At 68.3% G+C, this 24,728-nt stretch carries 27 protein-coding genes and 1 tRNA gene; 11 read left to right on the top strand and 17 right to left on the bottom strand.

The genetic code is table 11. The features are described from left to right. Window positions 1–70: 70 nt before the first annotated feature. Window positions 71–568: a DUF6894 family protein gene (locus MMR14E_RS05105; protein ID WP_331313118.1), complete on the bottom strand. Its 498-nt coding sequence runs from the start codon at window positions 566–568 to the stop codon at window positions 71–73. A 607-nt stretch (window positions 569–1,175) separates the two neighbouring features. Between MMR14E_RS05105 and MMR14E_RS05100 the strand changes: the two genes are divergently transcribed. Then, window positions 1,176–1,463 (top strand): hypothetical protein, encoded by a 288-nt coding sequence (locus MMR14E_RS05100; RefSeq protein WP_331313117.1) that lies wholly within the window; start codon window positions 1,176–1,178, stop codon window positions 1,461–1,463. Between the two features lie 56 nt (window positions 1,464–1,519). Here MMR14E_RS05100 and MMR14E_RS05095 read toward each other — a convergent pair whose 3' ends face one another. After that, entirely contained in the window at window positions 1,520–1,717 is a 198-nt protein-coding gene (locus tag MMR14E_RS05095) for a hypothetical protein (RefSeq protein WP_331313115.1), read from the bottom strand. A gap of 325 nt (window positions 1,718–2,042) precedes the next feature. Between MMR14E_RS05095 and MMR14E_RS05090 the strand changes: the two genes are divergently transcribed. Further along, window positions 2,043–2,201 carry a hypothetical protein gene (locus MMR14E_RS05090; RefSeq protein ID WP_331313114.1) on the top strand — a complete coding sequence of 53 codons (159 nt, stop codon included), beginning with the start codon at window positions 2,043–2,045 and terminating at the stop codon, window positions 2,199–2,201. Window positions 2,202–2,514: 313 nt separating this feature from the next. On the opposite strand, the gene MMR14E_RS05085 is transcribed toward MMR14E_RS05090, so the two are convergent. Continuing rightward, window positions 2,515–2,590, bottom strand: a tRNA-Glu gene (locus MMR14E_RS05085). A 103-nt stretch (window positions 2,591–2,693) separates the two neighbouring features. Between MMR14E_RS05085 and MMR14E_RS05080 the strand changes: the two genes are divergently transcribed. Beyond that, window positions 2,694–3,698 carry an RluA family pseudouridine synthase gene (locus MMR14E_RS05080; protein ID WP_331313113.1) on the top strand — a complete coding sequence of 335 codons (1,005 nt, stop codon included), beginning with the start codon at window positions 2,694–2,696 and terminating at the stop codon, window positions 3,696–3,698. Window positions 3,699–3,934: 236 nt separating this feature from the next. Then, a complete protein-coding gene (rpoH, locus tag MMR14E_RS05075) occupies window positions 3,935–4,828 on the top strand; it encodes an RNA polymerase sigma factor RpoH (protein WP_331313112.1) in 894 nt (297 codons plus the stop codon). Between the two features lie 89 nt (window positions 4,829–4,917). Here the strand turns inward: rpoH and MMR14E_RS05070 are convergent, their stop codons facing one another. The 10 genes from MMR14E_RS05070 to hemB form a co-directional block, all read right to left on the bottom strand. Beyond that, window positions 4,918–6,411, bottom strand: a complete 1,494-nt coding sequence (locus tag MMR14E_RS05070; RefSeq protein ID WP_331313111.1) for a histidine kinase — start codon at window positions 6,409–6,411, stop codon at window positions 4,918–4,920. A 279-nt stretch (window positions 6,412–6,690) separates the two neighbouring features. After that, window positions 6,691–7,983, bottom strand: a complete 1,293-nt coding sequence (locus tag MMR14E_RS05065) for an adenylosuccinate synthase (protein ID WP_331313109.1) — start codon at window positions 7,981–7,983, stop codon at window positions 6,691–6,693. Window positions 7,984–8,140: 157 nt separating this feature from the next. Then, a complete protein-coding gene (locus MMR14E_RS05060) occupies window positions 8,141–8,332 on the bottom strand; it encodes a hypothetical protein (RefSeq protein ID WP_331313108.1) in 192 nt (63 codons plus the stop codon). Window positions 8,333–8,536: 204 nt separating this feature from the next. Beyond that, window positions 8,537–9,391 (bottom strand): D-amino-acid transaminase, encoded by an 855-nt coding sequence (locus MMR14E_RS05055; protein WP_331313107.1) that lies wholly within the window; start codon window positions 9,389–9,391, stop codon window positions 8,537–8,539. Window positions 9,392–9,403: 12 nt separating this feature from the next. Beyond that, window positions 9,404–11,176, bottom strand: coding sequence for a DUF262 domain-containing protein (locus MMR14E_RS05050; RefSeq protein WP_331313106.1), 1,773 nt, complete (start codon window positions 11,174–11,176; stop codon window positions 9,404–9,406). 35 nt (window positions 11,177–11,211) lie between these two features. After that, a complete protein-coding gene (gene purB, locus MMR14E_RS05045; RefSeq protein WP_331313105.1) occupies window positions 11,212–12,513 on the bottom strand; it encodes an adenylosuccinate lyase in 1,302 nt (433 codons plus the stop codon). 120 nt (window positions 12,514–12,633) lie between these two features. Next, window positions 12,634–13,380, bottom strand: a complete 747-nt coding sequence (locus MMR14E_RS05040) for an arginyltransferase (protein WP_331313104.1) — start codon at window positions 13,378–13,380, stop codon at window positions 12,634–12,636. A gap of 124 nt (window positions 13,381–13,504) precedes the next feature. Beyond that, complete coding sequence (locus MMR14E_RS05035; RefSeq protein ID WP_331313103.1) at window positions 13,505–13,993, bottom strand: RDD family protein; 489 nt, start codon at window positions 13,991–13,993, stop codon at window positions 13,505–13,507. 98 nt (window positions 13,994–14,091) lie between these two features. Next, on the bottom strand, window positions 14,092–14,460 hold the full coding sequence (locus tag MMR14E_RS05030) for a hypothetical protein (RefSeq protein WP_331313102.1): 369 nt from the start codon (window positions 14,458–14,460) through the stop codon (window positions 14,092–14,094). Then, entirely contained in the window at window positions 14,457–15,515 is a 1,059-nt protein-coding gene (hemB, locus tag MMR14E_RS05025) for a porphobilinogen synthase (RefSeq protein WP_331313101.1), read from the bottom strand. The genes MMR14E_RS05030 and hemB overlap by 4 nt, the downstream gene beginning before the upstream one ends. A 224-nt stretch (window positions 15,516–15,739) precedes the next feature. Between hemB and MMR14E_RS05020 the strand changes: the two genes are divergently transcribed. Further along, the gene (locus MMR14E_RS05020) at window positions 15,740–16,198 is read left to right on the top strand and encodes a DUF6163 family protein (protein ID WP_419539300.1); all 459 of its coding nucleotides are present in this window, start codon (window positions 15,740–15,742) and stop codon (window positions 16,196–16,198) included. A gap of 160 nt (window positions 16,199–16,358) precedes the next feature. Beyond that, window positions 16,359–16,871 carry a transcriptional regulator LdtR gene (gene ldtR, locus MMR14E_RS05015; RefSeq protein WP_024827984.1) on the top strand — a complete coding sequence of 171 codons (513 nt, stop codon included), beginning with the start codon at window positions 16,359–16,361 and terminating at the stop codon, window positions 16,869–16,871. Window positions 16,872–16,878: 7 nt separating this feature from the next. Here the strand turns inward: ldtR and MMR14E_RS05010 are convergent, their stop codons facing one another. Further along, window positions 16,879–17,481 carry an exopolysaccharide biosynthesis protein gene (locus MMR14E_RS05010; protein ID WP_267965786.1) on the bottom strand — a complete coding sequence of 201 codons (603 nt, stop codon included), beginning with the start codon at window positions 17,479–17,481 and terminating at the stop codon, window positions 16,879–16,881. A 293-nt stretch (window positions 17,482–17,774) separates the two neighbouring features. Here MMR14E_RS05010 and bcsS point away from each other — a divergent pair, with 293 nt between their 5' ends. Further along, window positions 17,775–18,500, top strand: a complete 726-nt coding sequence (gene bcsS / locus MMR14E_RS05005) for a cellulose biosynthesis protein BcsS (protein WP_331313099.1) — start codon at window positions 17,775–17,777, stop codon at window positions 18,498–18,500. Here the strand turns inward: bcsS and MMR14E_RS05000 are convergent. Further along, the gene (locus MMR14E_RS05000; RefSeq protein ID WP_331313098.1) at window positions 18,467–20,071 is read right to left on the bottom strand and encodes a cryptochrome/photolyase family protein; all 1,605 of its coding nucleotides are present in this window, start codon (window positions 20,069–20,071) and stop codon (window positions 18,467–18,469) included. The genes bcsS and MMR14E_RS05000 overlap by 34 nt on opposite strands. A gap of 167 nt (window positions 20,072–20,238) precedes the next feature. Between MMR14E_RS05000 and MMR14E_RS04995 the strand changes: the two genes are divergently transcribed. Both MMR14E_RS04995 and MMR14E_RS04990 read left to right on the top strand, forming a co-directional pair. Beyond that, window positions 20,239–21,102, top strand: coding sequence for a formyltransferase family protein (locus MMR14E_RS04995; RefSeq protein ID WP_331313097.1), 864 nt, complete (start codon window positions 20,239–20,241; stop codon window positions 21,100–21,102). 83 nt (window positions 21,103–21,185) lie between these two features. After that, on the top strand, window positions 21,186–21,527 hold the full coding sequence (locus tag MMR14E_RS04990; protein WP_331313096.1) for a hypothetical protein: 342 nt from the start codon (window positions 21,186–21,188) through the stop codon (window positions 21,525–21,527). Window positions 21,528–21,543: 16 nt separating this feature from the next. On the opposite strand, the gene MMR14E_RS04985 is transcribed toward MMR14E_RS04990, so the two are convergent. After that, window positions 21,544–22,587 (bottom strand): hypothetical protein, encoded by a 1,044-nt coding sequence (locus tag MMR14E_RS04985; RefSeq protein ID WP_331313095.1) that lies wholly within the window; start codon window positions 22,585–22,587, stop codon window positions 21,544–21,546. A 408-nt stretch (window positions 22,588–22,995) separates the two neighbouring features. On the opposite strand from MMR14E_RS04985, the gene MMR14E_RS04980 reads away from it, so the two are divergent. Beyond that, complete coding sequence (locus tag MMR14E_RS04980; RefSeq protein WP_331313094.1) at window positions 22,996–23,286, top strand: PilZ domain-containing protein; 291 nt, start codon at window positions 22,996–22,998, stop codon at window positions 23,284–23,286. Between the two features lie 18 nt (window positions 23,287–23,304). Here MMR14E_RS04980 and MMR14E_RS04975 read toward each other — a convergent pair whose 3' ends face one another. After that, window positions 23,305–23,484 (bottom strand): hypothetical protein, encoded by a 180-nt coding sequence (locus MMR14E_RS04975; RefSeq protein ID WP_331313093.1) that lies wholly within the window; start codon window positions 23,482–23,484, stop codon window positions 23,305–23,307. A gap of 252 nt (window positions 23,485–23,736) precedes the next feature. Between MMR14E_RS04975 and MMR14E_RS04970 the strand changes: the two genes are divergently transcribed. Continuing rightward, window positions 23,737–24,696, top strand: coding sequence for an alginate O-acetyltransferase AlgX-related protein (locus MMR14E_RS04970; protein ID WP_331313092.1), 960 nt, complete (start codon window positions 23,737–23,739; stop codon window positions 24,694–24,696). Window positions 24,697–24,728 lie beyond the last annotated feature (32 nt).

The raw sequence follows: 24,728 nt of genomic DNA, 5'->3' as shown, positions 1-24,728 counted from the left end.
GGGTGACCGGGGCTCGGCGAAGGCCGTCCGGACGGTGCGGGGACCGGGACGCGGCCCGACGATCCGTCGATCAGGCGGAGCGGCGGTCGGCCTGCGCCTGCGCGGGCGTCCGTTCGATCGGCAGGCGCGCGATCGAAATCCCCCTGGTATCGCGCACGACCAGCACCCAATCGTCCGCGTAGCCCTCGTCGGCGAGTTCCTGGACCATGTCCCGGATCACGCTCCGGGCGTCGTCCAGCGCCTGATCGAGGCTGGTCGCCTCGATGCCGATCTCATCCTTGATGATCTCGCGACCGTGCTCGATATCGAAGTAGAGGCGCCGCGGCACGAGGCGAAGGTCGCGGCGACGGCCGCTCGCGAGCCCGGCGATGTCGAACATCTTCGCGGGATCCTGGAACGGTCTGGACGTCCCGGCCTTCAGGAGCGCGAGCCCGCCGCCTACGAGGACGGCGACCGCGCTCGCGACGCAGGACGCCAGAAATAGCGTATAGAAACCCAACGCTTGCCAGCCGAACGCAAGCACAGCCAGTCCGCTGCACAAGGCAGCCAAGATGACAACCAGCGGCATCCCCCCAGCCCTCGATCACGCGTCGGCTCTTCCGTGTGGCGTATACAGCAATACCCTATCGCGCAAGCGCCAACAGAAACACATCGACACCACGAATTGTTGATCGCGTCGGAATACGTACCCGGAAGATATTTCGCATTCACAATTAACGGGGCGCCCGATCCGGCTCCACGTGAGCGCCGTATTCCAGAAGCTCGAAGCGAGCCGGATAGTATGAGCATCAGTGGCTCAAGCCGAAGACTGGTCTGTTGCCGACTATAACCGTCCAACGATCGATGCTCGGGCGCCTCGTCATGCCATAGATCGGCGCGCATCCGGTTCTCACCGGACGACGATACTGGCGACACGTCCGATGAGCGGAATGCGGACTTCGACCTGCCGCTCAGGACGTGGCCCGTCGGCATCGGGCTGACAGGTGCGGAGTCGCGGTCGATCCAACCGGTTCACCGGTACGAGAGCCGTCACCGCGCGATCGGCCCGCGTCGACACGGTGGCAGCGCTATGGTCTCCTGTCCCCCGGGAGGGTGCGCTCGGCAGTCAGCGCCCCCGCCCGGGATCAACGTCGAGACTCGCTCGGTGCGACATCGCGCGATTCGCTGGTGGCAAGATGAGCGAGCACGGCGTCACCGATCAGAGGCGCAGGCACTGGTTCTACGACAGCCGGTTGCTGGTCTGCGGTTTCTGCCTGGCCGCCTTCATCGCGATTTTCTGGCAGGTCAGCCGGTTCGAGGGCTTTCAGCCGATCTTCTCCTGCGCCCGCACGACAGACGTGGACCGCCAGTTGCTGAGCCTGGGCATGGATGCCTGCATGAGCAACGCGCGCTCCCAGTCGGATCGCGAAGGCTGCCTCCGGAGCGTCTACGTGCTGGCCTGCATGAAGGAGCGCTGGCGCTGATCGGCGGCGCGAAGCCGGGCGAGGACCTGCGGAAGATCCGCGACGAACGCGATCGCCTAGAGGAGGCCGCTCGACGCGCCACCATTGAGCGAGCGGCTGGCGCGCGCCACCAGTTTCGCGAAAGCCAGAGCGGCCGCGGAAGCCTGCGTCCGAGAAGGGAACGACCGGTCGGACTCTGCGACCGTCATCTCGGTCTCGTCGAGCAGCACCCAGGTCCAGAGATGCTGTCCGGTGGCGTGGATCTTGAAGTGCATCGCGAGCTCACGGGCTGAGGCATCCTGCCATCATGCCCGCTGGAAAGCCGCGCCGTGTTAATGGGTTGCGCCGCGCAACAACCTGGATCCGGGCGAACCGGCGTCATCCCCGATATTCACGCTGACCACAGGCCAGAACCCATCGGCGGCGAAGGTCGATGAGCGGACGTCGCGCGCGCATCCGGCGTTCCGAACGACACCAACGCATCTTTTGATGGGGACAGCCGAGGCGGATCTTGGTGCTAAGGCGGCGTTGTCACCGACCGCATCCACGGGGCCGCGGGCTCTTCGGGCAGGCAGCCCCCGGGTACGCGTTCGGCAGGAGATGCCGTCCCTCTCGCTCATGGATCAGATCGCGCCCCTCCGCACCAGCCGCACCCGCAAGAAGCCTCATCTGGCCGCCGTCGTGGCGTCGATCGTTCTGGCCGTCGGGCTCTGGTTCGTGATCCACGCGGTCTCCGGCCGCGTGATATGGTTCTGGTAGGGCGGGACGCAGATCCCGTATCGCAGAGCGCAGACGCGGCCGTCGACGGCCGGAAGCGCCTCCTCGGCTCGAAGCCAAGCCGGTATCCGCGCCCGGATCACGCCGCTCGAGCGGCATCGGCCCGACGAACGTTCACCGACCCAGCAGGGAGAAACTCGCGCGCTCCGTCGATCGATCGCGCAGACTCAGAGGCTGCCGCACGCGGACGCACGGGCCTGGCGGGCGAGCACCGCCGCCTCGGCCCATCCGGCATGGCCCGGAAGTGCGGCCCTCGATGATGAGGCGGCGCGACCTGTGATGAAAGCCAGCGCGCTGGCGCTCCCAAGGGGAATCGAACCCCTGTTTTCGCCGTGAGAGGGCGACGTCCTAGACCGCTAGACGATGGGAGCTTTCCGGCGGCGCGGGGCTGCTATAGCCACCACCCGGCGGCGGAGCAAGTGCCTTCGTCAGGAAATCCGCCGCGGCGGGTCAGATCGGGAGAAAACTGGGGTCGTGGTGGACAACGCGCAGGACGAGCGGGCCGGTATCGTGGCCGAGGGAGGCGTGCGGCTCGATCGCGCACTGGTCGCGCTGTTCCCGGATCTGTCCCGGGCCCGGCTGCAGGACCTGATCCGCACCGGCCAGGTTCAGCGGGACGGCCGCCCTGCCCTCGACCCGGCCAGCAAGGTCGCCGCCGGCGCGCGCGTCGTGCTGACGGTACCGCCAGCCGCCCCGGCAGAGCCGGTGGCCGAGGCCGCGGATCTGCCGATCGTCCACGAGGACGACGACCTGATCGTCATCGACAAGCCGGCCGGCCTCGTCGTTCACCCCGCCCCGGGCCACGAGAGCGGGACACTGGTCAACGCCCTGATCGCCCATTGCGGGGCCAGCCTGTCCGGGATCGGCGGCGTGCGCCGGCCCGGCATCGTCCATCGCCTCGACAAGGACACGAGCGGCCTGATCGTCGTCGCCAAGAACGACGCGGCCCACCAGGGCCTCACCGCCCAGTTCGCCGATCACGGCCGGTCCGGTCCTCTGGAACGCGCCTACGCCGCGGTGGTCTGGGGCCTGCCCCAGCCGCGGGCCGGGACGATCGAGGCCAGCCTCGCGCGGTCGCGCTTCCATCGGGAGAAGATCGCCGTCGTCTCGGACGCGAGCGGGCGCCACGCGGTGACCCACTACGCCGTGGCCGAGGCGTACCGGGAAGCCGCCCTCGTCCGCTGCCGGCTGGAGACGGGTCGCACGCACCAGATCCGCGTGCATCTCGCCCATCGCGGACATCCCCTGCTCGGGGACGCCGTCTACGGCGGCGCCTTCCGGACGAAGGCGGCTCGCCTGTCGCCGGAGAGCCGCGCCGCCCTCGCGGCGCTCGGGCGCCAAGCCCTCCACGCGGAACTGCTCGGCTTCAGCCACCCGCGCACCGGCGCGACGCTGCGGTTCGAGAGCCCGCTGCCGCCCGACTTGGACAACCTGGTGCGGACCCTGAGAGCGGAGGGCGACGGGGCGCCGCGCGTGTAACCGCCGCCCCGCGGCGTGCGAAAGATCACCCCGTACCGCGTCACATCGTGACATGGTACGACCAAATTCGCCGGTGGCGCGTTGTTGACGACGTGGGTGTCATCGACCGCGACCGGCTCCCCGGCGTCCCGTACGAGATGGGGGGCCGGCAGGGTCGGCTCAAGAGCGGCCCGAGTGGACGGCACTGTTGTCCGTCGCGTCCGCCCGACAGGGGGACCTTAGTCCAGGAGAATGCCATGGCCGGTACGCTGCCCGTGCTCGCCAACGAAGGTGGCCTCTCGCGCTACCTCGACGAGATTCGCAAATTCCCGATGCTGGAGCCGTCCGAGGAGTTCACGCTGGCGAAAGCCTGGCGGGACGCCGGCGACCGCGAAGCCGCGCACCGCCTCGTCACGTCGCACCTGCGGCTCGTGGCGAAGATCGCGATGGGCTACCGCGGCTACGGCCTGCCGATCGGCGAGGTCGTGTCGGAGGGCAATGTCGGCCTGATGCAGGCGGTGAAGCGCTTCGATCCCGACAAGGGCTTCCGTCTGGCCACCTACGCGATGTGGTGGATCAAGGCGGCGATCCAGGAATACATCCTGCGCTCGTGGTCGCTCGTGAAGATGGGCACGACCGCGAACCAGAAGAAGCTGTTCTTCAACCTGCGCAAGGCGAAGGGCAAGATCTCGGCCCTCGACGAGGGCGATCTCAAGCCCGATCAGGTGAAGCAGATCGCCACCCGCCTCGGCGTGCCCGAGCAGGACGTGATCGACATGAACCGGCGCCTGTCCGGCGACACGTCGCTCAACGCGCCGCTGCGCGAGGAGGGCGAGGGCGAGTGGCAGGACTGGCTGGTGGACAACAGCCCGAGCCAGGAGACCGTGCTGGCGCGCGAGCAGGAGGGCCAGAACCGACTGTCGGCGCTCAAGGACGCCCTCGGCGTGCTCAACCCGCGCGAGCGCCGCATCTTCGAGGCCCGGCGCCTCGCCGAGGACCCGATCACCCTGGAGGATCTCTCCGGCGAGTTCGGCGTCTCCCGCGAGCGTGTCCGCCAGATCGAGGTCCGCGCCTTCGAGAAGGTCCAGGAAGCGGTCAAGCGGAACATCGCCACCCGCGAACACCCCCGGACCGGCATCGAGGCCCGCTGACCCGCTTCCCGGCGCGCGCGACGCGGCGGGTCCCTCCGACTTGGTCGAAGCTCGGCGGCGGCTGCCGCCGAGCGATCATTGCCAGGCGATCATTGCCAAGCGTCGAAGGCGTTCTGCATCACCTGGGCGCCCGCGGCGCCCTTCTCGAAGGTCAGCACCGCCCGGCGGCCGGACGTGTAGCGCAGCGCGATGTCGAACCAGTTCCGGTGCAGGAGCAGGTCGGTGTTGCGCTCCACGTCGTTCTGCAGCGACGACAGGCCGATCAGGAACAGGTTGTCGCGGACCCGGACCGGCAACCCCGAGACCGGCGAGCCGCGCGCGCTCTGCTCGTCCTTGGCCTGGAGCAACCCGACATCCTGGACGGTGCGGGACGCGCCGCTGCTGCCGCTCTGGCTGAACGCCAAGCTCACCGTGTGCGAGGCCGGGAGGGTCGCGTCGAGGTTGCGCTGGATGGTCATCACCAGCGTCAGGCCGGCATCCGGGATCGTCACGGTCGCGACCACGGCGTTCTGTACGGGCTGCCCCTGATCCCCGTTCACGGTCTCGAGCCGCCACGTCACCCGTCCCGGGGTCACTGTCGGCTGTCCACCCTCGGCACCCGTCGCCTCCTCGACCAGCTCCGCCCTCTGCGCGACGGCGACGCCCGCATCGGCGGGCGCGGGCGCGGCGGCCGCATTCCGCTGCGGCGCACCGTTCTCGACGCGCGTCGGCGCCTTCGGCGCCGGCGCGGCGTCGCCGCCGACCCGGTCGCCGAACTTGGTCTCACCCTCTGGCTGCTGCGTGTCCGCGGCCTCCGTGCCGCTCGACGGCAGGTTCTGCGGCCGGTCGCGCAGCAGGAAGGCCGCGACGGCGATCAGGCCGATCACCACTGCCAGGACACCGCCCACGAAGACGTTGCGCAGCACGCGGGACCGACCGGTGCGCGGCGGGACGACCTCGATCCGCGGACGCTGACGCCCACCGGCGGACTCGGTGGACTCGGCATCCGCATCTTCGACGGCCGGCTCCTCCGCGGCGGAGGCCTCGGCGACCGGCGGCGCCGGATCGGGCGCGGGCGGCGGTTGCGTGCCCGTCCGCGGCGGCGCGAACGGGATCGGCGCCTCGCGCGGACCGTCCTCGGCACGACGATCGTCCTGGCGGGGCGCGACCGCGAAGGGGGGCTTGGCGGGCGGGAGGATCGGCGCCAGCTTCGGTCCGGTCCCCGGCTCCGGGGGAGACGGTTCGGGGATCTCGCGCTCGGTGGCCGCCGGCGCGATCGGCTCGGGCACGGCGGGTTCCGGAACGGCCGGAGCCGGGACCGGTGGTGGGACCGGTATCGAGGCCGGGGCGGGCTTCTCGGGCGCCTGCGCGGCATCGTTGGCGGGGGCCGGCAGGCCGCCGTGATCCACTTCGAGCCGCTCGATCGCGGCGTCGAGCGCCCGGCGTTCGAGATCGATGTCGTTCTCCGACAACGGCGGGTCGAGGGAGCGCAGCTGGCTGATCAGGGCGTTGCGCGCGCGATCGTAGACCGCCTTGCGCAGGGCGGGCGTTCGGTCCGGCAGCGCGTCGAGCGCGCGGGCCAGAAGCGGGTAGTAATCGGCCATGATACTCTGGTCCGCCCCTTCGGCCGCCGTCCGGCAACACCGGTCGGAGGCCGGGGACCGAGGTCCGCGCCCGCCCGACAGGTCCGGTCGCGGCCGTCGGCCGGTTTGTCGTATCCCGCCGCGCGGTTCAGGGCCCGCGCGCCGGTCGCCTTCGAGGCGGCGGGCCGATCGCGAGACGGACCGCCCGGCCGCCAGCCCGTTCTAGATCAAGCCCGCGCGGACTGGATACAGGCAGGGCCGCCGAAAACACGCGTCGTCAACGGGATAGCGCGCGATGCGTCAATCCTCGAACGGGTTGTGCATCAGGATCGTGTCGTCGCGCTCGGGCGAGGTCGACAGCAGCGCCACCGGTGCTCCGATCAGTTCCTCGATCCGGCGGACGTACTTGATCGCCTGCGCGGGCAGATCCGCCCAGGAGCGCGCGCCGGCGGTCGTTTCCGACCAGCCCGGAATCACCTCGTAGACCGGCTCGATCCGGGCCTGCGCGGCCTGGCTCGCGGGCAGATGGTCGATCGGCTGGCCGTCCAGCAGGTAGCCGGTGCAGACGCGGATCTCCTCGAAGCCGTCGAGGATGTCGAGCTTGGTCAGCGCGATGCCGTGGATGCCGGAGGTCCGGACCGTCTGGCGCACCAGCACGGCGTCGAACCAGCCGCAGCGGCGCTTGCGCCCGGTGTTGACGCCGAACTCGCGCCCGCGGCTGCCGATGGTCTCGCCGATCTCGTCGAACAGCTCGGTGGGGAACGGACCCTCGCCGACGCGGGTCGTGTACGCCTTGGCGATACCCAGAACGTAGCCGATCGCCCCCGGGCCGAGGCCAGAGCCCGTCGCCGCCTGCGCGGCCACGATGTTGGAGGAGGTCACGAACGGATAGGTGCCGTGATCGACGTCGAGCAGTGCGCCCTGCGCGCCCTCGAACAGGATGCGCTTGCCGGCCCGGCGCTCCTCGTCGAGCAGCGACCAGACGGTATCGGCGAAGGGCAGGATCTTCGGCGCGATCGCCTTGAGCTCGGCCAGCAGCGCCTCGGCATTCACCTCGTCGATCCCGAGGCCGCGCCGCAGGGCGTTGTGGTGGGTGAGCACGCGCTCGATCTTGGCCGGCAGCGCGTCGGGATCGGCGAGGTCGACGACCCGGATCGCGCGGCGCCCGACCTTGTCCTCGTAGGCCGGCCCGATGCCGCGCTTGGTCGTGCCGATCTTCAGCCCGGCATTGGCCGTCTCGCGGAAATGGTCCAGCTCGCGGTGGAGCGGCAGGATCAGCGTCGCGTTGTCGGCGATCCGCAGGGAGGACGGCGAGACGTCCACGCCCTGCGCCTTGATCCGCTCGATCTCGTCGATCAGGTGCCAGGGATCGACGACGACACCGTTGCCGATCACCGAGAGCTTGCCGCCGCGGACGACGCCCGACGGCAGCAGCGCCAGCTTGTAGGTCACGCCGTCGATGACGAGCGTGTGGCCGGCGTTATGGCCGCCCTGGAAACGGACCACGATGTCGGCCTGCTCGGAGAGCCAGTCGACGATCTTGCCCTTGCCCTCGTCGCCCCACTGGGCGCCCACAACGACGACGTTGGCCATGCCTGCCTGCTTACCCGCGACGGAAACCGGGACGGCGCCGCCCACGGGTGCAGGCGGCGCACGTCGTGAGCCGTTTCCGCGATCCGGGCAGCGAAATCAAGCAAGGGGCCGCATGATCGGGCCGCATGGCGGCCCGCCGGTCCCCGACGTGACCGCCTTACTTGGCCTCGGTGCCGGGATCACGACCGGGCAGCTCATGGGGCTTGATCACCGGCATGGATCCGGTCTGGTCGGGCTTCACGACGGTGCCGGTCGTGCCGGAATCCGGCGGCTTGATCACGCCGTCGTTCTTCTGGAGCTTGTCGCTGAGGGACTGGTCCCGCGGCGGCGCGTCCGCGTTGGGGCGCACGCGCTNTGGTCGTCTGGGCGCGGGCGGGCGCCGCCGCGAGGGCGGCCGCCAGGGTCGTCGCGAGCGCGGCGAGCAGTGTCTTGTTCGGCACAGGGGCCCCCCCGGGTTCGAGATACGAATTCGGGGAGGAACAGTCGGAGACGGGATTCGTTCCTGTCCTCCGGCGCGCCCGACGGCCCGTCCTGTGGACGGGAAGCGGCGGCCTCAACCCTGGCGGGCGGCCTCGATGTAGAGCTCGCGCAGGCGCCGGGTGAGCGCGCCCGGCCGCCCCTCGCCGATCGCGCGCCCGTCGATCTCGACGACCGGCATCACGAAGGCGGAGGCGCTGGTGTAGAAGGCCTCCTGGGCCGCGTAGACCTCGTCGACCGGAATCAGCCGCTCCTCGATCCGCAGGTCGGCCTCCTGGGCGAGGCGCAGCACCGAAGCGCGGGTGATGCCCGGCAGCAGCGCCGTGGAGAGCGGCCGGGTCACCAGCACGCGGTCGCGGCCGATGATGAACGCGGTCGAGGAGGAGCCCTCGGTGACCGCGCCGTCCTCGACCATCCACGCCTCGGCGACGCCGGCCTCGGCCGCCTGCTGCTTGGCGAGCACCTGCGCCAGCAGGGCCACCGACTTGATGTCCCGCCGCTTCCAGCGCAGGTCCTCGACGGTGATCACCCGGGCGCCGCTCTCGGCGAGCGGGTTGGCGAGGACGGTCTTGGCCTGCGTGAACATCACCACGGTGGGCTCGGTGCCGGCCTTCGGGAAGGCGAAGTCGCGCTCGGCCACGCCGCGGGTGACCTGCATGTAGACGAGCCCCTCGGCGACGCCGTTGCGCGCCACGAGTTCGGTTTGCAGGCGCTCCCAGCCCGCCGCGTCGTGCGGGTTGCGGATGCCGATCTCGCCGAGCGAGCGGTCGAGCCGCGCGAGGTGCGCGGCGTTGTCGACGAGCTTGCCGTCGAGGATCGCCGAGACCTCGTAGATGCCGTCGGCGAACAGGAAGCCGCGGTCCATGATCGGCACGCGCGCCTCCTCGTAGCGGAGAAACTGGCCGTTGAGGTAGACGATGCGTATTGACATTTTCAATTGCCTTCAAAAACGCGAAAACAAGGAGGCTATTTCCAGACCTTTCGCCTCATGAGTAGAATCAGCCTTCCTAGAGAAATAGGAGTCTCCTACGAGCGACACAGCTTTCTGACTTGGGATTCTTATGTGCACAACATTCAGCCCGCGATAAGTAATAAGGTCAATATTTGCGAGCACTCCGTCTTTGAGAAGTTGCGATAATTTTGAATTAGCGATCGCATCTCTCCACTTCTGCAGATATTGTTCTGTGGTGATCCCTAATATCTTGGCCTCTCGATCAACTCCAACGATAAATCGCTTGCCAAGATTAATCGCTGAAATGGCGTCGAGTTGCTCGATTCTCTTAGCGTGCTCTTCTCTGTCAGCTACCCCTATCAAAACGTGACCTTCAGAATCCTTTCCTATATTTGCTATTCCGCAAATTGATTGAACAATGTCATCAAACACCGAAATGTTGATCTTTCTGCTTTGATCGAGGTTCACAACTCCCTGTTTTATTTCAAATCTGCTTGTTTCGATGGGAGAGCGCCGGATAAGATTTTCGAGATCAATAACGCTGATATTCGTGTAAGCAATTTTCTCAGGTTTACCAGATACAAATGCATCTTGGAGAATTCCTTTTGCCGCCGCCAAATTTTTCTTTCTTTCGTCGACACTAAGTGCATTGCGACGAGTATTTAACCGCTCTGTAATATTAGTTAATCCGTCATACGCCTTTGCAGTATCAGAAAGCACCTTTTTGTCCTTGAAAATAATATTATGAACAGCAAGAAACACTGTTGAAAAAATTGTTGGAAACGGGTTGGTGTTCGCGTTCTTAAATAGTATTTTTCGGAGGGAACTTGGATTTGAGTAAGCACATATTTCGTCAATGACCTGGATTACAAATTTAAATTCGTCTGCAAGCCGCTTTTCTCCATATAGCTGCAAAGCCGAGCTCAAAGCGATCGATTCTTCGCTACCGGCGTCATAGGCATTGTCTAAATATTCTTTTGATCGATCGACAGGATCACTCAAAACAACAGAAGCTATCAGATCAGCTATTGCCTGTTCATCCATGCTGTCTCTCAATCCCGTTGACTGCAAAATACCGTGACGAACCCAAAATACGTTAGAAGCCTGAATCTGATATCCATAACGAGAGTTTGGGAGATCGATACTAATCGACGGCATATCATTCAAAAGCAGTCGATCAAAGGAGACGTCCCCTCTAATATCGCAAGCTAAATTTCTGACCAAATTTGAGAAATTACCAAGCAAACCTGCCTGCCTTCTCTCTTGATCACTCAAACGATGGCCATAGGAGTTAATTCTGCTAAATACTTCTGTAATTTGTTCTGGAGTTATGTTTCTCAATATTGATACAGGCATTACATAGTTCAGTATGAGCGCGACTTCATTACTATCTATTCTGACATTAATATCTGCATTCTCGACGTATTTTTCTTCCTTCCGTCGATTGAGAGCCGCGGTAAAGTATTCGGTCGCAAAATAGCGACCGTCTGAGGTGCAAAATTGTCCCTCTATAAAGGAAATAATCGTGTGCAGCCGCTGAAGACCGTCTATTATTTCAAAGTTGCTGTCCGTTTCAGATTTTACTTCCGCCATCAATATAAGAGGAATCGGATACCTTTTCAAAATACTATCGATCAGTTTTTGTTTTTCCTCAAGTGTCCAGACCAACTTGCGTTGATATGATCTATTGACGATGATTCGGCTGCTACTAAACCACTCATAAATCGCCTGTATTGGCTTTGGCTCAGCTGAAATATCGGCCATAAAACCCTCCGCAATGCAATCTGTTCAAAATGCTGCTACACAAAGACCCGCCCGAAGATCGTGTCCACGTGCTTGAAGTGGTAGCCGAGATCGAAGCAGGCCTCGATCTGCTCGGCCGGGAGCGCCGCGGCGACCTCCGGATCCGCCTTGAGCAGCGCCAGGAAATCGCCCTCGCCGCGCCAGACCGGCATCGCGTTGCGCTGGACCAGCCGGTAGGAATCCTCGCGGGAGACCCCGGCCTGGGTCAGCGCCAGCAGCACGCGCTGCGAGTGGATCAGGCCGCCGAGTCGGTCGAGGTTCTTCTGCATGTTGGCCGGGTAGACCAGCAGCTTCTCCATCACGCCGGTCATCCGCGCGAGGGCGAAGTCGAGTGTGACGGTGGCGTCGGGCCCGATCATGCGCTCGACCGACGAGTGGGAGATGTCGCGCTCGTGCCAGAGGGCGACGTTCTCCAGCGCCGGGGTGACGTAGCCGCGCACCATCCGGGCGAGGCCCGTGATGTTCTCGGTGAGGACCGGGTTCCGCTTGTGCGGCATCGCCGAGGAGCCCTTCTGCCCCTCGGAGAAGAACTCCTCCGCCTCGAGGACCTCGGTGCGCTGTAGGTGCCGGATCTCGATCGCCAGCCGCTCCAGCGACGAGGCGACGACGCCGAGGGTCGCGAAGAACATCGCGTGCCGGTCGCGCGGGATCACCTGGGTCGAGACCGGCTCGGCGGCGAGCCCCATCTTCTCGGCGACGTACTGCTCCACACGCGGATCGATGTTGGCGAACGTGCCGACCGCGCCTGAGATCGCGCAGGTCGCGACCTCCGCGCGCGCCGCGACGAGGCGGCGGCGGTTGCGCTCGAACTCGGCGTAGGCCTGGGCGAGCTTCAGACCGAAGGTCACCGGCTCGGCGTGGATGCCGTGCGACCGGCCGATGGTCGGCGTCATCTTGTGCTCGAAGGCCCGCGCCTTGAGGGCGGCCAGCAGCGAGTCGACGTCGGCGATCAGGATGTCGGCGGCGCGCACCAACTGCACGTTGAGGCAGGTGTCGAGCACGTCCGAGGACGTCATGCCCTGGTGGACGAAGCGCGCCTCGGGGCCGACGATCTCGGCGAGGTGTGTCAGGAAGGCGATGACGTCGTGCTTCGTCACCGCCTCGATCGCGTCGATGCGGGCGACGTCGAAGACCGCGTCCTTGCCCTTGGTCCAGATCGTCTCCGCCGCCGCCTTCGGGACGACGCCGATCTCGGCGAGTGCCGTGGTGGCGTGGGCCTCGATCTCGAACCAGATCCGGAAGCGGCTCTCGGGCGACCAGATCGCCGTCATCGCGGGGCGGCTGTAGCGGGGGATCATGGGGGCCTCGGCACGGTCCGGATTGCGTGGGTGGCCGGTAGCATGCGCCGGGCCGGCCGCTCAATGCGCATCGGGCATGCCGGCGCGGCAAGCGGTGTGGACCGCGCGCCGGCTCCGGGCTCAGTCGATCCGTACCCAGCCCTGGCCCATCAGGCGCTCCTGCGGGCGGAAGCGGGACTTGTAGTCCATCTTGCGCGAGCCCTCGACCCAGTAGCCGAGATACAGATACGGGAGCCCGAGCCGGCGCGCGCGGCGGATATGGTCGAGGATCATGAAGGTCCCGGGCGAGCGCGCGGCCTCGGCGGGGTCGTAGAACGAGTAGACCATCGACAGACCGTCGGAGAGCACGTCCGTCAGGCAGAAGGCGAGCGGCGGCCCGGAGCCGCGGCCGGTGATCGCCGTGTCCGGCCCGTGCCGCCGGTACGACACGAGGTGGGTGTCGACGTGGCTGTCCTCGACCATCATGGCGTAGTCGAGCACGGTCATGTCGACCATGCCGCCGTCGCCGTGCCGGGCGTCGAGGTAGCGGCGGAACAAGGCATACTGCTCGGAGGCCGGCCGGTTGGGCTCCGGCGTGCCGACCCAGTCGGCGCTGCGCGCGAGGATGCGCCTCTGGCTGGCGCTCGGCTCGAACTCGTCGACCACGACGCGCACCGAGATACAGGCCCGGCAGGTCTCGCAGGCCGGCCGGTACGCGATCGTCTGCGAGCGGCGGAAGCCGCCCTGCGTCAGGATCTCGTTCAGGTCGCGGGCGCGCCGTCCGACCAGATGGGTGAAGACCTTCCGCTCCTCCTGTCCCGGCAGATAGGGGCACGGCGAGGGGGCGGTGAGGTAGAATTGCGGTGTGTCGCGCGGATGGCTGGTCACGCTTCTCACAGACCCTGCGCCGGGTGGATCCTCTCGGCGCCGGCGTGCCAGTGTACAGGCGACCGGCCGGGGCTCAATGGCCCGGCCGGTCGCACCGTCAGATTTTCATCAGCGGAATCCCGGCTCAGCGCGCGTGAACGACGGCCAGGCTCAGAAGCAGGTCGTGGCCGAGGCGGCGATCGGAGCGCATGAGGCCGAACGCGATGTCGACGCACCAGAGCAGGAAAGTCGAGATCGCCACGTAGAACAGCAGCGCGTGGACGGCCGCCGTGATGACGTCGACCCGCGCGCCGCTCTCGGGCGCGACGGTCCGCAGCCCCATCATCCGCTGGCCGATCGTGCTCTGCTTCGGCCCGCCCACCGTGATCGCGCTGTAGATGATGCCGCTCGCCGGCAGGACCGCGAACAGCGTCCAGCCGAGGCCGAAGGTGACCACCCCGATGACGGTGATCGCGAGGGTCAGCAGGGCCGTGAAGCCGAAGATGAACAGGATGTCGAGGAGATAGGCGACCGTCCGGCCACCCAGGCTCGCCCGCACGAACGGGATCGGCAACGCGGTGGCGTAGCCGGGCGCTTCGAAGCGCTGCGCGTATCCGGGTTGAGGGTTCTGCATGGTTTCGCGTCCTGCAAGCGAGGCTGCAAACGTCAAGGTGGGTGCGCCTCGCGGAGGCCGCAAGGGGATCCGCGACGAGACGCGGCCGCGGCCACCTTTCAGCGCCCGGCCGGGTCTCCGGCCGCGGCGTCCGGCGTGTCGAGGTAGAAGCGCTTGAGCATGTACAGCGAGGGGCCCGACAGGGTGCTGGCCTCGGTCGCGAGGGCGACGAGGGTCGTGCCGGCATCGAAGCGGCAGGTGAGCCAGTGCTGCCGGTTCCCGTCGGTGTAGTCGACGCGCACCGAATTCGCCGACGGCCCCGTCGCCGCGCGCAGGAGCCGGATCCCGTCCTGCGGCGCGACCGCCGGGAGCGCGCGGCGGCAGGTGGCGACGCGATCCCGGTGCAGCGTGTCCTGACAGGCCACGAGCCCCCCGAGGAAGCCGAAAACGACCGCGGCCCCGAGGAGCCAGCGGTGCCCGCGCTTCACGGATGGCTGCGCAGGCGCTCCGCGACCCGCGGCGCGTGGTAGGTGAGGACGCCGTCCGCGCCGGCCCTCTTGAAGGCGAGGAGCGCCTCGACCATCGCGCGGTCGCCGTCGAGCCAGCCGTTGCGGGCGGCCGCCTCGATCATCGCGTACTCGCCCGACACCTGGTAGGCGAAGGTCGGAACCTGGAACTCGTCCCGGACCCGGCGGATGATGTCGAGATAGGGCAGGCCCGGCTTCACCATCACCGAATCCGCGCCCTCGTCGAGGTCGAGCCTCACCTCGCGCAGCGCCTCGGCCGAGTTGCCGGGATCCATCTGGTAGGTGCGCTTGTCGCCCACCAAAGCCGCTTTGGTGCCGATCGCGTCGCGGAACGGCCCGTAGAATGCGCTCGCGTACTTCGCCGCGTAGGCCATGATCTGCACGTCGAGGAAGCCGGCCTTGTCGAGGCCGGCGCGGATCGCGCCGACGCGCCCGTCCATCATGTCGGACGGGGCGATGATGTCGGTCCCGGCCTCGGCCTGGATCAGGCTCTGCTCGACGAGGACCGCGACGGTCTCGTCGTTGAGGATCGCGCCGTCCTTCATCAGACCGTCGTGGCCGTGGCTCGTGTAGGGATCGAGGGCCACGTCGGTCATGATCCCGATCTCGGGCACGGCCCGCTTCACGGCGCGGACCGCCCGGCAGACGAGGTTGTTGGCGTTCAGCGCCTCCGAGCCGGTCGGGTCGCGCAGCGACACCTCCGTGTACGGGAAGAACGACACTGCCGGGATGCCGAGCTTGGCGGCGCGCTCCGCGTCGCGGACGATCTGGTCGACCGACAGGCGCTCGACGCCCGGCATCGAGGCGATCGGCTCGCGGCGACCCTCGCCCTCGATCACGAACATCGGCCAGATCAAGTCGTCGACCGTCAGGGTGTGCTCGCGGACGAGGCGGCGCGACCAGTCGGCCTTCCGGTTCCTGCGCGGGCGCTGGGTGATCTTGAGACCCTCCACGCGGGCGCCCTCGCGGGCGGCCTCCACGGCGAGAGGGCGCGGCTCTGGCAGGGTGTCTGACATGCGGCTTCGCTACCGTTCGCGCGGACCACGCCGCGGATCGCGCGGCGCCCGTGCGCCGGAGGCGCTCGACTACCACACCGGGCCGGCGCAACGAAACCCGACCGTTGACGCAGGACGGCGGAACCGCTTCAACCCGGCGACCCCCGTCCGATCGATCTGGATCCCGGCCTCCCCCGCATGAACCGCCGCATCAACCGGCTCCTCCGCCCCGCGAGCCATCGATAGTGCCCGGCTACCTTCCGATTCGGCGCAAGGCGCCGAGGCCGGGCGGCATTCCCAGCGACCGCATCGAGCGCGCCCAGGGACCGGCGCCCGGCACGTGGGACACGGTGCTGATCTGGTTCATGCGGCTCACGGCGCTCATCTGGCTGCTGAAGAGCGTCTTCGCCTGGGCGACGATCCTCGACGTCCTGCCGGGCGTCCGCCCCTTCGAGGCCGAGCCCTTCGGCCGGCAATCCGCGATCGTCTACTTCGCGGTGATCGACGCGGCGGCGGCGATCGGCTTGTGGCTGACGAGCGCCTGGGGCGGCGTGATCTGGTTGCTCGCCGTCACGTCGGCGATGACACTCGCGGTCCTGACACCGCAACTCTTGCCGTTATCGGTGCCGCTGCTCGTATTCGGGGGGTGTGTCGTCACGCTGTACTTCCTGCTGTCCTGGCTGGCTGCGCAGGAAGCACGGTGAACGAACCGTTCTTATCTTCATTCAGTTTGTCTTTACCGCGAAGAGTAAATCGCGAATTCATCCTGTCGCTTAAATCGCCTTTCATTCCCGAGCCCTAGCTTAGCCATCATCAACGGCGCCGCATCGAACGGGTGCCGGATCATCGGATGGCGAGGCAGAGATGAAGACCCAGAACGCCCGTGTCGCGCAGATCGAGGCCCCCGAGGAGGCCGCGTCGGCCAAGGGCTCCTATCTCGAGGCCCTGCACCTCGTGGAGCGACTGCACCGCCGGCTCCTCGACGTCATCAAGGACGAGTTCGAGCGCCGCGGCCGCGAGGACGTCAACAGCGTCCAGGCGCTGCTCCTGTACAACATCGGCGACAAGGAGCTGACCGCGAGTGAGCTGCGGACCAAGGGCTACTATCTGGGCTCCAACGTCTCGTACAACGTGAAGAAGCTGGTCGAGGCCGGTTACCTCCACCACGCCCGCTCCAAGACGGACCGGCGCTCCGTCCGGATCAGCCTGACCGACAAGGGCCGCCAAGTCCACGAGATCATCCAGGGGCTCTACGACAAGCATGCCCGGACGATCACGCCGATCGGCGGGATCTCGGAGGAGGATTTCAACCGCCTGAACCAGGCCCTCACCCGCCTGGAGCGCTTCTGGACCGACCAGATCCGCTACCGCCTCTGAGACGTCCTCAGAGGTTCAGCAGGCCGATGATTCCGGCGATGACCGCGTAGGCGAAGCCGGCGTTGATGGCGACGCCGAACATCCCGATCACGAGGCCGCCCAGCACGACCAGACCGTCGCGCTCGACCAGACCGAGCCCGACCAGGCAGACGGCGAGACCCAGCGGGATCTGCCCGACGATGGGCGCGGCCACGATCAGCGCCAGCGCCAGGGCGAGCAGGACGATCCCCATGCCGCGCATGCCGAGCGCGGTCTCGAATACGCTGACGCGGGGCCGCGACCAGCGTTCCAGGCGGCGCAGGATCGGCACCGCGCGGGTGACGGCGCGCCGGACATCCGTCAGAGCGATCGAGCGACCGAGGAGCATCCGCGGCAGCCACGGCGCCGACATCCCGGCGGCGATCTGAATCGCCACGAGGAGCAGGAGCAGGCCGCAGATCAGCGGGATCGGCGGCGGCATGGGCAGGCAGTTCGGCAGCCCGAGCAGGACCACGAGCAGCGCGAAGGCACGGTCCCGCAGGACCGCGACGATGTCGCCCACGGTGAGGCGCTCGCCTTCCTGGCTCGCCAGCACAGTGAGGACGTCCGACGTTCGTGCACCGGAGGTCAAGGATCTGCCAACCTTCGCTTTCCCGCGGGGGCTCTAGCCGAGAACATCTGGCACGCCAAGCACGGCAGATTCGCGACAGCGCGATGGCGAGCGCCGGGCGCTCGGGCCGCCGACGCCCCGCGAAGTTCCGGGAAGCATCGCGCGACGCTTCGCGCGCCGCCTGACAGCATTGCTCAAGTCGATCGTCGCCCGATCGCGATCGGACAGGATAAAACCGGGGACAGCAACGCGACTCCCGGTGCAGCGCGGTGAATTTTATCTTACCGCTTTCCTCCGAATCCGGAGGATCAACTATGGCGAGCCCGCGCCCCGCCCCGACGATCGCCGGACGCGCGCCCGTGCTCGCGACGCTGCTCTCGGGACTGGCCGGTTCTCCGAACCCGGTCGGCGCCGGCGAGATCGACGCGCTGCTGTTCGGCAGCCTCGACGCGGGCGGCGACGCGTTCTTCACCGTCGGCGCGAAAGCCGGACTGACGTCCCTCGCGCAGGACGGGTTCGCCGCGCTGGCGAGCGGCGGCGGCGGACGGCGCGTTGAGTGCGCTCCGGACGGCCCACGCACGCGCTACACCGTCGCCGCCGCAGCCCTCGCGGGATACCAGTGGTTCTTCGACTGGGGCGCGGTCGCGGCCTTCGCCGGGCCCGAGATCGCGCGGGAGATGCTGCTCGCGGGGCCGCAGTTCGATGCCCTGCCGACGCGCTTCGGCCTCCGGCTCCACGGCGAGGTCTGGGCACGCCCGACCGAGGCGACGCTCCTGCAGGCGAGTGCCGTCGCGGGGTCGGCGCGCGACAGCCTGTGGACGCGCCTCGCCTGGGGCTACCGGCTGTGGGAAACTTATCTGGGCCCCGAGGCCGCGCTCTACACGGACGGGACCGGCTATGCGAAGTGGAGCCTGGGCCTGCACGGGACCGGCTTCAGCCTCGGGGGGTACAGCTTCCGCGCGTCCGTGGGCCTGCAGTCCGAGAGCGGCCGGAGCCGCGCCCACCCCTACCTGACGCTGTCGGTCTGGTCGTCACTCTGATCGGCGCCGGGCCTGGCCTTGAGGGAATCGAGGAACGCCGTCGCGTCGCGGCGGATCTCGGCACGGCGCTTGTCGCCCAGGCCGCGCAGCGTCCGGTACGGCATCGCCATCCGCTGATTGCCGGCCAGCCGGTCCTCGTTCTCGATGAGGAAGTTCCAGTAGAGATAATTGAACGGGCAGGCCTCCGGGCCAGCCTTGACCTTCACGTCGTACGCGCAGGACGCGCAGTAGTCGGACATCCGGTCGATATAGGCACCCGAGGCCGCGTAGGGCTTCGGGCCCATGACTCCGCCGTCGGCCCACAGCACCATGCCGTGGACGTTGGGCAGTTCGACCCACTCATAGGCGTCCGCGAACACGATCAGGTACCATTCCTCCACTTGCGTCGGGTCGAGGCCGGCGATGAGAGCGAAGTTGCCGGTCACCATCAGGCGCTGGATGTGGTGGGCGTAGGCGTGGGCACGCGTCTCCGCGACGACCTGCGCCACGCAGTTCAGCGCCGTCTCGCCCGACCAGTAGAACCACGGCAGGTCGCGGCCCGCGCCGAGGGCGTTGCTGTCCCGGTAGGCCGGCATCCGCGCCCAGTACAGGCCGCGCACGTATTCCCGCCAACCGAGGATCTGCCGGATGAAGCCCTCGACGCAGTGGAGCGGCGCCGCGCCGTCGCGGTAGGCGCGCTCGGCGGCCCAGCACACCTCCTCGGCGGTGAGCAGACCGGCGTTGAGGGCGGGTGACAGGAGCGCGTGGTACAGGAACGGCGCGCCGGTCTTCATCGCGTCCTGGTAATCGCCGAAGGTCGGCAGGGCTTCGGCCAGGAAGTGTCGGAGCGCCGCGAGCGCGTCGGCCCGGGTCACCGGCCAGGAGAAACCGGTCAGATCGCCGAAATGGTCGCCGAATTCCGCGTCCACGAGGGCGATGGCCTCGCGCGTGACGGCGTCGGGCTGGAAGCCGATCCGGTCCGGCGGGCGATGCCCCCTGGGCAGGCGCTTGCGGTTCTCGGGATCGTAGTTCCAGCGGCCGCCCGCCGGCTCGCCGTCGTCCATCAGGAGGCCGGTCCGGCGCCGCATGCCCCGGTAGAAGGTCTCCATCCGCAGGTGACGCCGGCCCTCCGCCCACTGGGCGAACTCCTCCCGTGGGCACAGGAAACGGTTGTCGGCGCGGATCTCGACCGGGACCGCCAGGGTCTCGCGCCAGTCCTGCATCATCTCCCAGACGCGCCATTCGCCCGGCTCGGTGACCACGACCCGCTCCGGCCGATTGCGCGCGACGGCCCGCTCAAGCTCGCCGGTGAAGCTGCCGGTGTTGTCCGCGTCGGTCAGGCGCACATAGTCGACCGTGACACCCTCCGCCTCCAGCTCGGCCGCGAAGTGCCGCATGGCCGCGAACAGGAAGGCGATCTTCTGCTTGTGATGACGGACATAGGTCGCCTCGTCCCGGACCTCGACGATCAGGACGACGTCGCGCTCGGCATCGAGGTCGACGAGGCTCGACACCCGGCGGGTCAGCTGATCGCCCAGGACGAACCGCAGCGTTCCGGACGGTGCGGCGCTACCGCGGCGTCTCCCGGCCACGCCTCAGCCCGCGCCGTGGAGGGCGGCGCGGCCGCCGTCGATGATCACCCGAACCACGCTGTTCCCCCTTGCCACCGTCGTCGGCCCAATCAAGGTAAGACCGGGGACGCCGCCGGTCAGGCAGCGGACCCGCGCCCTCCACGTGCACAAGGTCGCAGGCGGCAAGCATGAAGTTCGCGTTCGCCGGCATCGACTTCCTCGGGGGGGTCTTCGAGGGACTGCTCGACGCCGGCTGGACGCCGGTGAAGCTGTTCACCCGGCCCTGCGACGGGGTCTACGACCACAACGAGGTCGTCGTGGCCCGCGCCCGGTCCCTCCGGCTGCCGATCCAGCTCTCGCGGATCCGCGAGCGGGACATCGAGGCGCTGCAGGCCGAGCACGGCCGGGACTGGGCGCTGGTGGTCGCGGGCTACCCCTGGCTCATCAAGGGCTGGAAGGGCCGCGCCGCCTACGGCCTCAACTTCCACCCCTCCCCGCTCCCGACGGGCCGCGGCCCCTACCCGCTGTTCCGTGCCGTCCTCGACCGCTACGAGACCTGGGGCGTGACCGCCCACGTGCTCGCCGAGGGGTTCGACACCGGCGACATCCTGGCCCAGGAGATCTTCGCCCTGAGCCCCCGAGAGACCCACGAGACGCTCCTCGCCAAGTGCCAGATGGCGGCGCGCCGCCTCGCGGCCGGGCCCCTCGGCCGCGACCTGCCGAACCGCTGGCGGCGCTCCGAGCCGCAGGGCGACGGCTCCTACTGGCCGCGCGCCACCGATGCCGACCGGACGCTCGACTTCCGGCAGGACGTCGAGACGGTCCTTCGCCGGGTGCGGGCCTTCGGCACGGTCGAGACGATCGCGCGGCTCGGGGATGCCCGGGTCTTCGTGGCGGAGGCGCAGGGATGGCAAGAGCGCCACGCGCACACGCCCGGAGCGGTGGTGCACCGCCACCGCCGCCACGTCGTCGTGGCGGCCCTCGACGGGTACGTCCAGCTCACCCGGTGGTCGCCGGTCGCCCTCGCGGAGGCCGGGCAGATCGGGCGCTGACCGGTACGTCCGGGAACCCAAGCGCCGACCCTGATGTTTCCGGCGGCCCGGCGATTGACGCCCGGGCCCCACGGGAGTCCGCCATGTCGACCCGCGCCAGCCTCGCCGCAGCCCTCGGGTTTGCCGCGCTGTTCACCGGCTCCGCCCTCGCGCAGGCGGTGATCGTGACCCCCGACGCGTTCGGCCCCGACGACGACGTCGTGGTGCGCGACTACATCGTGCGCCGGCCGGTGGGCCCCGGACCGATCGTCGGATCGATCCCGCTCCGGCCCGGCAGCATCGTGCCGCCCGACGTGCGGCTCGCGCCCTTCACGGACGCTCCGAACCCGCGCCTGCGCCGCTTCGGCTACTTCGTGGCGCCCGGCGACAAGATCGTGGTCGTCGATCCCGACACCCGCGCGGTGGTGCGCATCCTCGACCGCTGAAGATGGGCGACGACGCTCACCAGTCGCTGAGCGCCGCGCGCTTCCAGCGGTCGGGCGCGACGCAGCGGTACTCGTAGGCCTCGTCCCAGGCGTGGTCGCCGGGGGTGCAGGGCGCGCGGCTGCTCGCGGGCGGCCGCGGCAGGCTCTCACGGAGGGAGGCGGCCTCGATCTGCCCGCCGTCGCTCACCCGCACGACCGGCCCGGCCGCCGTGCCGTAGACCAGATCGCGCCCGTCGAAGCCGAGGCTGCGGGAGAAGCCGCCCCCGCGGTCGCCGTCGAGCCCGATCGCCTGCCCCGCCGCGAGCAGCATCGGGACGCCGGTGAAGCGCGCCGCGGCGGCGTCGATGCCGATGCCGTAGGTCCCCTCCCCCTGGAACGAGATCGCCCGGTCGGTGACGGAGCCGGTGAGGTTGCCCATGAGGATCCCGTAGCCGGTATGGGCGCCCGGCACCCCGCCGGTGGAGATCTGCAGACCGACCCTCTGCCGGTTGCGGTCGGTGGTCGGCGACTGTGCGGAGACGTCGATCTCGGCGCCGATGCAGGAGGCTACCGGATCGGCCTCGTCGGTCATGTCGACACAGTTGAAGTTCCCGGCCCAGGAGGGTCCGACCGGTCCCAGCCCGTTGGGCTCCTTGAAGATCGTGCCGTTGACAGCGACGTTCTGCGCACCGGTGCTGGCGAGCGCGCGATTGTGGAGCTCGCCCGTGATCGTCCACTCGTAGCCGGCGTTGTGCGGGCCGGTGGATCCGAGTGCCCAGAGCGCCTTGTAGGTGTGGGTAGCCTCACCCGACCCCTCCGGCACGTGCCGGTCGACCCGCAGCGTCGAGACCGGATCGAAGCCCTGCGGCCGGTTCCAGAGGAAGACGTGGCCGCCATCGAGGCCCGGCACCCCGGTCCCCTGCACGCTGCGGGAGAAATTCGGCGGCCACGGCTGCTGCGCGGATGCCGGATCCGTCGCCGGCACGGCGCGCGGTGGCTGTCCGGGCGCCTCGCCGGCCGCGACCGTCGGAACACCGATCGCGAGGCCGAGCAGCAGGGCCGTGCCGGGGCGCATGCGCATGATCGTCTCCGGATATCGTCTCGGCGCGCCTCGGCCGAGAACACACTGGCAGAGGCCGTCCGCGGGACCAGATAGGTTGCAGGATCGCATCGGCGACGCGGGCCCCGGGGCGAACCGCCGACGCGACACCCGCCACGCCGTCGGAGCGAGCCGATGAACGCCCTGCGATTCCTGCGCACATGGTTCCTGGTGTCGATTCCCCTCGGCCTCCTGATCGGCCGGTTCATCAAGGCTGGCGAGGGGCCGCCGAGAGAAGACCGGCGTTGATTACCTGAGATCGGACCGATAGACCGAGCGCGACTTACTATCCTCTCGCATGGGCGGCGCTCATCAATAACATGTTAGCAAATCCGGCGCATTTTTACTGATATCGCGCCATACCGGCCGACCTGGGCAGGAACCTCGGCCGTGTCCCGCAACGCCAGCCCCTCCGCCGCCTTCGTGGAACGCCGGGCGACCGAGCGGAGGCCCACCGCCCTGCTGGCCTTCGCGCAGCATCGGGACGGCGCGCGCTATCCCTGCCAGGTCAAGAACATCTCCGATCGCGGCGCGATGCTGGAGTTCCTCGGCTCCCAGGCGGTGCTTCTGGAGGACGTGTTCGATCTCGTCCTGGCGAGCGCCGAGACGCGCTACGCCGTTCAGCTGATCTGGCGCAAGGAGCGGACGGTCGGCGTCCTGTTCTGCGGCGACGCGGGGTGAGACCCGGGCACGGCAGGCTCACACCGCGAGCGCCGCCATCAGCGTGAGCCCGACGGCCGGCAGCGCCAGGGCCAGGACCGCGAGCGTGTCGAGCGGCGCGGGTCGGCTCGCCGCGATCCAGCGATGTTCGGCGAATTTCTCGGCCGCGAAGCCCGCCAGGACGAGGCCGCAGCCGATGAACGTGACAAGCGCGGACATGGACCGCCCCTTCTTCGCAACGCCGCGCGGTGTGATGCGCCTGACGAGAGTACCTGCGGCGCGGCCATAAAGTTTCAACGCGGGACCTATGCGCGGGCGGAAAGGGACGCGCGTCGCGGCGGCCCGGCCACCGAACCCGTGCGGGGACACGCCGCTCCGCCGCGGAGGGGTTGCAATCGCGCGCAGATCCGTCGAGGCGGGAGTCCAGCGTCATCGACGGGGGTTGTCGCGGGCGGCGGGAGGCGGGACCCATTGAAGACGAGCGGCAACGGCGTGGCCGTGGGGCACGATGGCTGGCTGTACTGGGTCGGGCGCGCCCGCGAGGTCGAAGCCTTCTACGGAGAGACCGCGACCTCGCGGCGGATCCTGAAGCGCTGGGCGCGGCTCATCGGGCGACGGGCGCGGCGCCTGGAGAGCCTCGGGATCCGGCACGTGCATACCGTCGTGCCCGACAAGCTCGCGATCTATCCCGATTTGCTTGGCCGGCCCTTCCCCGGCCTCGACGATCCGCCCGGTGTCCGGCTTGCCCGGCTTGTTGCCGGCGACGGCGGCGCCGCGATGGTCGACCTGCAGACGCCGCTCCTGGCGGCGCGGGCCGAGGAGCCCGTCTACCTGCGGACGGACACGCACTGGACCTACAGGGGCTACCTGACGGCCTACCGCGCGCTCTGCGAGGCCCTGGGCGCGCCGGTGGCCGCGCACGTCTTCGCCGGCACCAGCGTGACCGAGCGCTTCACCTTCGATCTCGGCGAGAAGCTCGTCCCCCCCGTCGACGAGGCATACGTCGCCTACGATTTTCCGCGGCGCGCGGCGCGGGTCGACTCGAACGCGCTGGTGGCGGTGCGGGAATCGGGACGGGCCGTGCGGCCGCGCGGACTGTTCGTGGGATCCCGCGTCGTCCTGGAGAACAGGGACGCGCCGGATCCGCGCCGCGTGATACTCTTCGGCGATTCCTACATCTACAGCCCGGGCGCGCGCCTCACCGCGATGCTGGCCGAGACTTTCGGAGAAGTGCACGCGATCTGGTCGGCGAACATCGACTGGGCCTATGTCGAGAGCGTCCGGCCGGACATCGTGATCTTCGAGATCGCCGAGCGATTCCTGCGGCAGGTTCCGACCGACCGGATCCGCATCGATCGCTTCGCGGCCGTGCGGGCGCGGCGGGCCGTCCGCCCGACGCTCCGCGAGCGGATCCGGCGCTGGGTGCGCTGAGCCGGGCCGGCCACCGGACGGCACCTCTCAAC

The sequence above is a fragment of the Methylobacterium mesophilicum genome (genome assembly GCF_036441335.1).
GTDB lineage: Bacteria > Pseudomonadota > Alphaproteobacteria > Rhizobiales > Beijerinckiaceae > Methylobacterium > Methylobacterium mesophilicum_B.
Note: the sequence above shows the minus strand (reverse complement) of the source record. Positions and strands in the feature narration are given on the sequence as shown.